Genomic DNA, 11030 nt, shown 5'->3' with positions numbered 1-11030 from the left:
GGCCCCTCATGATTCCCTGGCAGACCCTCGGCGAGGCCCACACACCGGACGGCACGCGCATCACGCTGCGCCAGCGGGGCCACGAGTTCCTGCTGCTCGCCGACGGCCGCAGCCTGATGCCCAGCACGATCACGGGGTCGGAGCAGGCCCTGGCGGCCGTGGGCTGCCGTCAGCTCACCGGCCAGCCGCACGCGCGTGTCCTCATCGGTGGGCTCGGACTCGGCTTCACCGCGCGCGCCGCACTCGACCTCCTGCCGCCGGACGCCGCCCTGGTCATTGCCGAACTGGTCCCGGAAGTGCACGCCTGGAACCAGCAGTTCGTCGGCCACCTCGCTGGGCAGCCACTGACCGATCCGCGAACGCAGGTCGCCATCGGCGATGCGCTGGCCATCATCCGGGCCGACACCGACGGGTTCGACGCGATCCTGCTCGACGTCGACAATGGCCCGGCCGAGTTCGCCGCTCACGGCAACGATGCCCTGTACGGACGCGCCGGACTGGCCGCCATCCGACAGCACCTGCGCCCTGCCGGGGTGCTGGCCGTATGGTCGGCGTGGGAGGATCACCGCTTCGCGCGTCGTCTCGCCGCGGCCGGCTTCGCGGTCACGCTGGAGCGCGTGCGGGGCCACGGCCGCCGCGGGGCCCGACACCTGATCTACCGCGCCGTCCCACGGCGCTGATCCCGCGCACCCGCGCCACCCGGTGCGGACATTTCCGATACGCCCGGGGAATATGTCCCCGCCTCCCCCGTCACGCTCCCGGGGCACACGCGCGCAGGGGCCGGATTTCCGGCGATTCCAGCCCGGCCGTCCGCCGGAACGTCGGCACATCCCCTGCAACGCAGATCCGCGGAGGCGAACGAATGCGCCAGTTCATCATCGGCCGCAGGTTCGGCACGCTCGTGGCCCTCGCCGCGCTGCTGACCGCGGGAGCGACAGGGTTCCGACTGCAGGCCCAGACGACCGACCGTCACAATCCCGTCCGCGCGGCCTACATGCGGGCCCACTTCAATCAGATCCTGGAGATGCACGACGCCATCGCCCGCGGCAACCTCGCCGACGCGAAGGCCAAGGCGGCCACGGTGGCCGACGCCACCTTCGGCGTGCCCATGCCGGCCGGCACCAAGGCCTTCGAGGGCACCCTGACGCAGGCCGCCCGGGAAGTCGCGTCTGCCGCAACGCTCGACGTGGCCGCGCAGGCCACCGCGAAGATGCTGGGCACTTGCGGCCAGTGCCACAAGGCCAACAACGTCCGCGCGACCGTGCCGCCAGCCACCTCGGCCGACGTCGGCGGCGTCGTCGGGCACATGCTGCTCCATCAGCATGGCCTGGACGCCCTGCTCGAAGGCATCGTGGCGCCCTCGGACTCCCAGTGGGTGGAGGGCGTGCGCACCTTCGCCAGCCCGAAGATGGAATCGGACATGGTCCCGACCAAGATGCGCAAGAAGATGGACCACGGCGAGACCGAACTCGCCGTGCTCGCCGGCCATGCGGCGCCGGCCCAGCGCACGCACGAACGCGAGGACATCTACGGCAAGTTCCTCGCAACCTGCGGCACCTGCCACGCCACGCAGGCGCGGTTCGCCGGACCGTCCAGGAAGTGAGTCGAGGCCGGCGTTCTCCATGGACGCCGGCACGTCACCTCCGCCTGGCCAGGGTGGCCAGGCGCGCGCCTAATACAGCAAGCGCGCCCTGATCGTGCCGTCGAGCGCGGCCAGTTCACGCCGCACGGCGGGGGTGTCGGCGTTCGGGTCGGCGTCCACGTCGATCACCACGTAGCCGATGCGCGCGCTGGTCAGCAGGTACTGGGCTGCCACGTTCATGCGGGCATCGGCGAACACGTCGTTCACGCGCGACAGCATGCCCGGCTTGTTGTGATGGATATGCAACAGCCGGTGCTTGCCAGGGTGGCCCGGCAGCGCCACCTCCGGGAAGTTCACCGCCGACAGCGTCGACCCGTTGTTGCTGTAGGTCAGCAGCTTCTCGGCCACCTCCACCCCGATTGCCTCCTGCGCCTCCGCCGTGCTGCCGCCGATGTGCGGGGTCAGGATCACGTTGTCGAGACCGCGCAGGGGCGACTCGAACTGCTCGGTGTTGGATTCGGGCTCGTGCGGAAACACGTCGAGCGCCGCCCCCCCGAGATGCCCACTCCGAAGCGCCTCGGCCAGGGCCTCGATGTCGACGACGGTGCCGCGCGAGGCATTGATCAGATGCGCGCCGGGACGCATCTGCCGCAACTGTGCCGCGCCGACGAGCCCCTGCGTTTGCGGCGTCTCGGGTACGTGCAGCGTCACCACGTCAGCCGACGCCAGCAGCGCGTCCATCGACCGCACCGCCTGGGCGTTGCCGAGCGCCAGCTTGGCCACCACGTCGTAGAACAGCACGCGCATGCCCAGGGCTTCGGCCAGCAGGCCGACCTGCGTGCCGATGTGCCCGTAGCCGACGATGCCGAGGGTCTTGCCGCGCACCTCATGGGCCCCCGACGGCGACTTGTCCCAGCCGCCCCGGTGCGCGCTCGCGTTGCGCCGCGGGACGTCGCGCAGCAACAGGACCACCTCGGCGATCACCAACTCGGCGACGCTGCGCGTGTTCGAGAACGGCGCGTTGAACACCGGCACGCCCAGCGTCTCCGCTGCCGCCAGATCGATCTGGTTGGTCCCGATGCAGAACGCCCCCACCGTGATCAGCTTCGGGGCGGCCGCCAGCACCTCGGCGGTGAGCTGGGTCCGCGACCGGATCCCGAGGACGTGGGCGTCGGCGATGGCCTCACGGAGCGCCGCGCCCTCGAGGGCACGGCCGTGCTGGTGGATGTTCGAGTACCCGTCCGCGCGGAATGCCTCGACGGCACTCTGGTGGACGTTCTCGAGCAGGACGACCTTGATCAGCGACTTGTCGAACGAGACGGGCGAGGAGGCGGGAGCCACGGCCATACGCCGACGATCGTGGCCCGGCCCCCGAGGGCTTGTCAAAGCGCATGACACAGGGGAACGGCAGTCGGCAGTCGGCGGTCGGCAGGCCTGCGACCTACGGCAGCCGCGCGTAGGACACGAACGCGAATCGGCGGCTGTCGGGCGACCACGACGGCACGTTGATCGTGCCCTGCCCACCGAACAGCGGAAACAGGATCCGCGGCGTGGCCTTCGGGTCGTCGAGCGCCAGCAGGCGCAGGTGCACGTCCTTGTACGGCGGGTGACCCTCGACGCTGGCGTCGAACGACACGAACACGATCCACGTGCCGTCGGGCGATGGATGCGGGAACCAGTCGCCGAACGGCTCGTCGAACGTCACCTGCTGCTGGTCCGACCCATCCGGCCGCATCCTCCAGATGCGCATGTGCCCGGTGCGCACCGAGTTGAAGTAGATCCAGCGGCCGTCAGGCGTGTAGTCCGGCCCATCGTCGAGCCCAGCGGCCGTCGTCAGGCGAGTCTCCGGGCCGCCCTCGACCGGCATCGTGTAGATGTCGAACTCGCCATCGCGCTGGCCGACGTAGGCCAGCGTCTTGCCGTCGGGCGACCAGCCGTGCCAGTACGAGGGCGTCTTGCTCGTCAGCAGGCGTGGCGTGCCGCCCTGTGCAGGCACGACGTACACGGACGAGGAGGGTCGACAGCTGATGGCCAGCCATCGGCCATCGGGCGAGAAGCCGTGATCGTTGTTGCAACCCTCGATGCCCGCAAGGTCGAGCCTGACCGGCGTGCCGCCCGAGACCGGAATCCGGTAGAGCCCGCCCTGCTGGTTGAAGACGAGGTATTGGCCGTCGTGCGACCAGTTCGGCGCCTCGAAGCGTGTGTCGCTGCGATGGATCACCGTCCGCGCGCCGGTGCGGATGTCGAGGATCTCCAGTCGACTCTCGTAGCGCGGAGCCGGCGCGGCAGGGGGCGCGGGCGGCGGGGTCTGAGCGGCGGCGACGGCGGGCAACCCCAGGGCGACGAGCAGCAGCAGGCGGGCGCGCATGCGCCGCATCCTATCCGAATCGCAACGCTCAACTGCGACGGGGCCGGACGGCCATGGTGCCTCCCGGCGGGGCGCCGCTCGGGTACAAAAAGACACGGCGCCGCTACGGGGGTAGCGACGCCGTGTCCCTACCGCTGGACGGGCTGCCTAGGCAGCGCGCCGACGGCGGTATGCCACGCCGGCGAGGCCGAGCGCGCCGAGCAACAGGCTGGCCGGCTCGGGCACGCCGACCGCGCGGGCGAACTGCTGGCCCAGCATCTTGTGGGCGCGGCCGGTCGGGTGCGAGGCGTCCCAGAACAGGAACTCGTCCTCGACGCCGGGGCCGCAGTAGGGCGCGTACTGCGAGAACAGCACGTTGCCGATCACGCAGGGCTGGGTCGTGTTCGCGAAACGGGGCCCGAGGTTCTGCAGCGCAGAGAACGTGTCGAACGCGACGATATTGGCCCCGGGCAGGGCACCCAGCAGTGTCAGGTTGCCGGCAAGCCGGCTGTTGTAGGCCAGCCCGAGTTGGGTGATGGCCGGCGCGAGGGGGCCAGCCGCCCCGGGCGTGGCACCAAGATCAGGCAGGTTCGGCACGAGGAAGTTCCTCGCCCCGTTGGCATACAACGCCACCACCAGCGCCCCGACGTTGTCGGCAGCCTGAGTCGCGACCGGTGCGCTGGGATTGATGGAGATGTCGTTCGCGCCTCCCCAGACCACGTAGAGGGCGTTCGGGTCGAGGGCAGGGAGCGGCCACAGCGCGAGGAACCCGCCGACCTGGTACCCGATCCCGGTATCGATCGGCAGGCTGGCGCCGAGCAATTGCTCGGAGATGTTGTCCACCATCGGCGGGATGCCGGTCGGGTTGACCACCTCACCCGTGGCCGCACCGATGACCGCGAAGTTGGTCCCGCCGGCCGCGAACGGCAGCAGCGGCAGGCCCAGGCGCTTGGCCAGAACCTCGACGGCGACCTTGCCATTGCTGGCGCGTCCCGGTGCGTACGGCGGCTGGGAGATGGCCAGGCCCGCACCCGCCGCAATGGCCGCGAGGTTGCCGTTGTCCGACAGGCTGTCGCCGAAGACGTACAGGGCGGTGAAAGGTGCGGCCGCGGCAGGAGTCGCGGCGAGGGCAATGGCGGAAGCGAGAACGAAGCTCTTGAGTCGCATGCAGGTTCCTGGCGCTGGATCGCGCCTAGTCTAGGACGCCTGCCACTGCCCAGAGGATCCCGCCCTTCGATAGCCTCCCCGTCAGCGTCCGTCAGGCCATGGCCAGGAACTGCACGTTCGGGTTCTCGCGCTCGCAGAACTGCAGGTCCCACTCCGACGGAAACAGCAGCACCCGCCGCTCCCGTCGATCGGTGGTCGACAGCACGTTGTTGGGCAGCGTGAGCCGGACACCGGGCTCGGCCTGCACCCAGCGCGCCGCCACGTAGGACAGCTTCTCCACGCGGCAGGCCACGCCGTACTCTTCTTTCATGCGGGCCTCGATGATGTCGAACTGCAGGGCCCCCACCACCCCGAGGATCGGGTAGCGCGCCCCGTGGACGGGGAACACCACCTGCATCAGGCCCTCTTCCTCCAGCTGCCGCACGCCGTCGTCGAACTGCTTGAACCGGACGTCCTGCAGCCGCATCGCGCCGAAGTGCTCGGCCGGGAAGTGCGGAATCGGGGGATACACGACGGGCGTGCCGGCGTAGAGCGTGTCGCCGATGCCGAAACGGCCCGGGTTGACCAGGCCGACGACGTCGCCGGGGAAGGCTTCCTCGATGGTTTCGCGGTCGCGGCCGAAGAAGCGGCTCGGACGCGACAGGCGGACGTTCTGCTGCAGGCGCGTGTTGGTGACCTGCATGTCCTTGGTCAGCGTCCCGGTGCAGACCCGCACGAACGCGACGCGATCCCGGTGCTTCGGGTTCATGTTCGCCTGAATCTTGAAGACGAACCCGCTGAAGTCCTGCGTCATCGGGTCGACGAGGTTGCCCTCGACGTCCTCCCGCAGTTGCGGGCACGGCGCGTACTGCACCAGCGCCTCCAGAAAGGACTCCAGCCCGAAGTTGGTCAGCGCGCTGCCGAAGAAGACCGCCGTCTGCTTGCCAGCCCGGTAGGCGTCGAGATCGAACGCGGTGCCTGCCGCCTCGAGCAGGTGCACCCCCTCGAGGAGCTCGTCGCGCGCCTGCTCGCCGATCAGCTCGGCCAGCTGCGGGTCGTCTGCGCCGGTGACGGTGACCGGCGCGCGCCGCGCGCTGCGGGCGATGCGCTCATAGAACAGCACCTCCTGCCGCCGGAGGTCGTAGACGCCCTTGAAGCGGTCGCCGGTGCCGATGGGCCAGTTCATCGGGGCCGCCGACACGCCGAGCACGCGCTCGATTTCGTCGAGCAGGTCGAGCGGGTCGCGCCCGGGCAGGTCGAGCTTGTTGACGAACGTCAGCATCGGCAGCTTGCGCCGGCTGGCGACCTCGAACAGCTTCCGCGTCTGCGTCTCGATGCCCTTGGCCGCGTCGATGACCATGACGACGCTGTCGGCCGCGAGCAGCGTGCGGTACGTGTCTTCGCTGAAGTCCTTGTGGCCAGGGGTGTCGAGCAGGGTCACCCGGCAGCCATGCAGTTCGAACTCCAGCGCCGCCGACGTGATCGAGATGCCGCGTTCGCGCTCGATGTCCATCCAGTCGGACACGACGGCGCGCTGCGACGCGCGGCCCTTGACCGCCCCGGCGAGTTCGATGGCGCCCGCGTACAGCAGCGTCTTCTCGGTGAGCGTCGTCTTGCCGGCGTCCGGGTGGGAGATGATCGCGAACGTCCGGCGGCGTTCGACTTCGCGACGGAACGTCTCGGACACGGCAGGTGCCGGGGCAGACATCCCATGATTGTCGCCCAGTCGGGCCCTGCGCTGGAACACCGCGCCGGGCGACGCCCGGTCCGGGTATGCTCTCGGCACGACGGGACTGCCGGGTTGGGGCAACGGGCCCTCCCCCGGCCAGCACCCGCCCCTTGCCCATGAAGACACCGACGATCCTGCTCTCGCTCACACTCCTCGGCGCCACGCTGGCCACCGCCCAGACGACCGCGCAGCCCGCTGCCGCGCCGGCCGTGCCTGCGGCCGTCGCGCCGACGACCGACCCGCGCATCACGCAGTTGAAGGCCGCCGTGGCCGCCGACATCAAGGGCACGGCCCTGTTCGACCTCGGGCAACAGATGAACGACATGGTGTTCAGCTTCGCGGAGCTGGGCTTCCAGGAGTTCGAGACGCAGAAGTACCTGACGGGCATCCTGGAGAAGGAAGGCTTCACGGTCGAGCGTGGGGTGGCTGGCATTCCGACGATGTGGGTCGCCCGGTGGGGCTCCGGCTCCCCCGTGATCGCCCTGGGGTCCGACGTGGACTGCATCCCGCAGGCCTCGCAGAAGCCCGGTGTCGCCTACCGCGATCCCATCGTCGACGGCGCGCCCGGGCACGGCGAGGGGCACAACTCCGGCACCCCGCTCAACATCGTGGCGGCGCTGGCCGTCAAGCGGGCGATGGTCCGCGAGAAGATTCCGGGCACGCTGGTGATCTGGCCCGGCATCGCCGAGGAGCAGCTGGGCACCAAGGCCTACTACGTGCGGGCCGGCCTCCTGAAGGGTGTCGACGCCGTCCTGTACACCCACGTCGGCACCAACCTCACCACCACCTGGGGCGACAACAGCCAGAGCGGCCTGGTGTCGGTCGAGTACACGTTCAGCGGCGAGTCGGCGCATTCGGCAGGCGCCCCGTGGCGCGGCAAGTCGGCGCTCGATGCCGTCGAGCTGATGAACGCCGGCTGGAACGCACGCCGCGAGCATCTCCGACTGCAGCAGCGTTCGCACTACGTGATCACCAACGGCGGCGACCAGCCCAACGTCGTGCCCCGCAATGCCAGCGTCTGGTACTTCTTCCGCGAGACCGACGAGGCCGGCATCCGGCGCATGTGGGGCATCGGCGACAAGATGGCGCAGGGCGCCGCACTCATGACCGACACCACGTGGACCTCGCGCGTGCTCGGCTCGGCCTGGCCGATTCACAGCAACAAGGCACTCGCCGAGGCCATGCACGCCAACATCACCACCGTGGGACTGCCGACCTGGAGCGAGGCCGACGTCACGCTCGCGAAAGCCACGCAGGCCGAACTGGGCGTGCCTGTCGTCGGCCTGGCGACGACCATCCCGGCGCTCAAGGGGCAGACCGAGATCCCCGACGAGGAGAAGCGCGGCGGCGGCTCTGACGACATCGGCGACATCTCCTGGACGGTGCCGACGATCACGCTGAACTACCCGGCCAACTTCCAGGCAGGCCCCGGGCACAACTGGGCCAACGCCATCGCCATGGCGACCCCCATCGCGCACAAGGGCATCAACGTGGGCGCCCAGGCGCAGGCGATGACCATCGTGGATCTCCTCCTCCGGCCCGACGTGCTGCGCGCGGCGAAGGACTACTTCGTCAACGTGCAGACGAAGGGCCGCACGTACACGCCGCTGATCCGCGAGGGAGACCGGCCGGCGACTTACCTGAACACGGCCATCCAGGACAAGTACCGGCCCGCGTTGCAGAAGCTCTATTTCGACCCGACGAAGTACAAGACGTACCTCGAGCAGCTCGGCATCACCTATCCGACCGTGAAGCGGTAGGGCGCGGTCTCTGACCGCGCCGCTCATCAACGGGCCCTGCCCTCCGCGAAGGCAGGGCCGGCTCCCCGAGCCCGGCCATCCTCGACCGACATGAAGCTCACCTCCTCGTTCCTGCTGTCGCTCACGCTCCTGTCTCCCGTGCTCGCCTTTGCACAGGCGACGTCCACGACATCACCGGCCATCGACCCGACGCTGGCGGCGCTCAAGGCTGCCGTGCAAGCCGACGTCAGGTCGGCCGCGCTGTTCGACCTCGGGCAGCAGATGACCGACATGGTCTTCAGCTTTGCCGAGCTCGGCTTCCAGGAAGTCGAGACGCAGAAGTACCTGACCGGCATCCTCGAGAAGGAAGGCTTCACCATCGAGCGCGGCGTCGCGGGCATCCCCACGATGTGGGTGGCGCGCTGGGGCGCAGGCAAACCGGTCATCGCCCTCGGCTCCGACGTCGACTGCATCCCGCAGGCGTCGCAGAAGCCGGGTGTCGCCTACCGCGATCCGATCGTCGACGGAGCCCCCGGGCACGGCGAGGGCCACAACTCCGGCACGCCGCTCAACATCGTCGCGGCCATCGCCGCCAAGCGTCAGATGCAGAAGGCGAAGCTCCCGGGCACGCTCGTGATCTGGCCAGGCATCGCCGAGGAACTGGTGGGCACCAAGGCCTACTACGTGCGCGACGGCCTGTTCAAGGACGTCGACGTCGTGCTCTACAACCACGTCGGCACCGACCTCATCACCTCGTGGGGCGAGGCGCAGGGCAACGGCCTGGTGTCGGTCGAGTACACGTTCGCCGGTGAGTCGGCGCACTCGGCTGGCGCCCCGTGGCGCGGGAAGTCGGCGCTCGACGCCGTGGAGTTGATGAACGCCGGATGGAACGCGCGCCGCGAGCACCTGCGACTTCAGCAGCGCTCGCACTACGTGATCACCAATGGCGGCGACCAGCCCAATGTGGTGCCTCGCAACGCGAGCGTCTGGTACTACTTCCGCGAGACGACGTACGAGCAGATTCGGAAGCTGTGGGACATCGGCGACAAGATGGCGCAGGGCGCCGCGCTCATGACCGACACCACGTGGACCTCGCGTGTGCTCGGCTCGGCATGGCCCCAGCACTACAACAAGCCGCTGGCGCTGACGATGCACGAGAACATCAAGGCGGTGGGCCTCCCCACCTGGACCGACGCCGACGTCACGCTGGCCAAGGCGACGCAGCAGGAACTCGGCGTGCCCGTCGTGGGCCTCACCACGAAAGTGTCCGAACTCAAGGGACAGGAAGAGATTCCCGACGACACCAAGCGGGGCGGCGGCTCGGACGACATCGGCGACATCTCGTGGACGGTGCCCACCGTGTCGCTCCGCTTCCCGGCCAACTTCCAGGCTGGCCCTGGCCACAACTGGGCCAACGCCATCCCCATGGCCACGCCCATCGCGCACAAGGGCGTGAACCATGGCGCGCAGGTCGTGGCGATGACGGTGCTCGACGTGGTGCTGCGCCCGGACGTGGTGAAGGACGCCCGCGCCTACTTCACCGACGTGCAGACGAAGGACCGCAAGTACATCCCGCTGATCCGCGAGGGCGACCAGCCGGCGACGCACCTGAACACGGCCATCCAGGACAAGTACCGGCCGGCGCTGTCGAAGTACTACTACGACCCGTCGAAGTACAAGACGTACCTCGAGCAGCTCGGCATCACGTACCCGACGGTGCGCCCCGCGGCGCAGAAGACCACCGCGCAGTAGCGGGGTCGCGGTGACAGGCCCGCCGATGTGAACATCGGCGGCCACGAACGTCAGGAGGGTGGGCGGCGCCCCTCACGGCTCGTGGGCGTCGACCTTCGCAGTTCGTGGGCGTCGACCTTCAGGTCGACGCTCGACGGGCCACCTTCGGACACGGGCCCTTCCGAGGCCGTCAGCCGACCAGCAGCGCCGCGAGTTGCTCCACGCTGTCGACCAGGTGTGTGGGCGACTTGCTCGCCAGCAGGTCGCGCGTCGCGTAGCCCCACGTGACCGCCGCCGACGCCACGCCCGCGTCCACGGCCGCCTCGATGTCGCGCCCCTCGTCGCCGACGCTCACGACGGCGTCCGGCCGCACGCCGGTCCGTCTGACGACACGGCGGAACTTGCTTGCCTTGCCGAACAGCGACGCGCCGCAATCGAAGTCGCTCACCATCGCCGACAGTTCGGGGCCGAGCACCTGGCGCACGACTCCTTCGGCGTTGGAGCTGACCACGGCGACGCGCACGCCGGCCCGCGGCAGGGCCGGCAGCAGGGCGTCGATACCGGGAAACAGTGCGATCTCTCCGGCGCGCTCGAGTGCGACGCGACGCATGTGGGCGATGATGCGCGGCAGCTGCCACGCCTTGACGCCCATCGCCTCCATCACGACGCGGTTGTCGCGGCCGCGCAAGGCCTCGGCTTCTTCCGCCGACAGGACGCGGTAGCCGAATCGGTCGGCGGCCGCCACGATGGCGCCGC

Annotated in this window: 9 protein-coding genes; 4 read left to right on the top strand and 5 right to left on the bottom strand. The window is 69.6% G+C overall.

Going from position 1 to position 11030, the window contains the following annotated elements:
• Nucleotides 1-8: 8 nt before the first annotated feature.
• Together ACIRDX_RS06895 and ACIRDX_RS06890 are read left to right on the top strand one after the other, a co-directional pair.
• A complete protein-coding gene (locus ACIRDX_RS06895; RefSeq protein ID WP_396624667.1) occupies nucleotides 9-680 on the top strand; it encodes a spermidine synthase in 672 nt (223 codons plus the stop codon).
• Between the two features lie 182 nt (nucleotides 681-862).
• Nucleotides 863-1603 (top strand): hypothetical protein, encoded by a 741-nt coding sequence (locus ACIRDX_RS06890; protein WP_396624666.1) that lies wholly within the window; start codon nucleotides 863-865, stop codon nucleotides 1601-1603.
• Between the two features lie 69 nt (nucleotides 1604-1672).
• On the opposite strand, the gene serA is transcribed toward ACIRDX_RS06890, so the two are convergent.
• The 4 genes from serA to ACIRDX_RS06870 all read right to left on the bottom strand — a co-directional run bounded on the left by serA (nucleotide 1673) and on the right by ACIRDX_RS06870 (nucleotide 6762).
• Nucleotides 1673-2929: a phosphoglycerate dehydrogenase gene (gene serA, locus ACIRDX_RS06885; protein WP_396624665.1), complete on the bottom strand. Its 1257-nt coding sequence runs from the start codon at nucleotides 2927-2929 to the stop codon at nucleotides 1673-1675.
• A 94-nt stretch (nucleotides 2930-3023) separates the two neighbouring features.
• On the bottom strand, nucleotides 3024-3950 hold the full coding sequence (locus tag ACIRDX_RS06880) for a TolB family protein (RefSeq protein ID WP_396624664.1): 927 nt from the start codon (nucleotides 3948-3950) through the stop codon (nucleotides 3024-3026).
• A gap of 147 nt (nucleotides 3951-4097) precedes the next feature.
• On the bottom strand, nucleotides 4098-5096 hold the full coding sequence (locus tag ACIRDX_RS06875; protein ID WP_396624663.1) for an SGNH/GDSL hydrolase family protein: 999 nt from the start codon (nucleotides 5094-5096) through the stop codon (nucleotides 4098-4100).
• 91 nt (nucleotides 5097-5187) lie between these two features.
• Complete coding sequence (locus tag ACIRDX_RS06870; RefSeq protein ID WP_396624662.1) at nucleotides 5188-6762, bottom strand: peptide chain release factor 3; 1575 nt, start codon at nucleotides 6760-6762, stop codon at nucleotides 5188-5190.
• Between the two features lie 158 nt (nucleotides 6763-6920).
• Here ACIRDX_RS06870 and ACIRDX_RS06865 point away from each other — a divergent pair, with 158 nt between their 5' ends.
• Entirely contained in the window at nucleotides 6921-8564 is a 1644-nt protein-coding gene (locus tag ACIRDX_RS06865) for an amidohydrolase (RefSeq protein ID WP_396624661.1), read from the top strand.
• A 90-nt stretch (nucleotides 8565-8654) separates the two neighbouring features.
• Nucleotides 8655-10295: an amidohydrolase gene (locus tag ACIRDX_RS06860; protein ID WP_396624660.1), complete on the top strand. Its 1641-nt coding sequence runs from the start codon at nucleotides 8655-8657 to the stop codon at nucleotides 10293-10295.
• Between the two features lie 169 nt (nucleotides 10296-10464).
• Here the strand turns inward: ACIRDX_RS06860 and ACIRDX_RS06855 are convergent.
• Nucleotides 10465-11030 (bottom strand): HAD hydrolase-like protein (locus ACIRDX_RS06855; protein ID WP_396624659.1); only part of this gene is annotated, 566 nt, incomplete at its 5' end.

The sequence above is a fragment of the Luteitalea sp. genome, from assembly GCF_044337415.1.
Taxonomy (GTDB): Bacteria; Acidobacteriota; Vicinamibacteria; order Vicinamibacterales; family Vicinamibacteraceae; genus Luteitalea.
The sequence above is the reverse complement of the archived record's forward strand: the minus strand, read 5'-3'. Positions and strand labels throughout refer to the sequence as shown.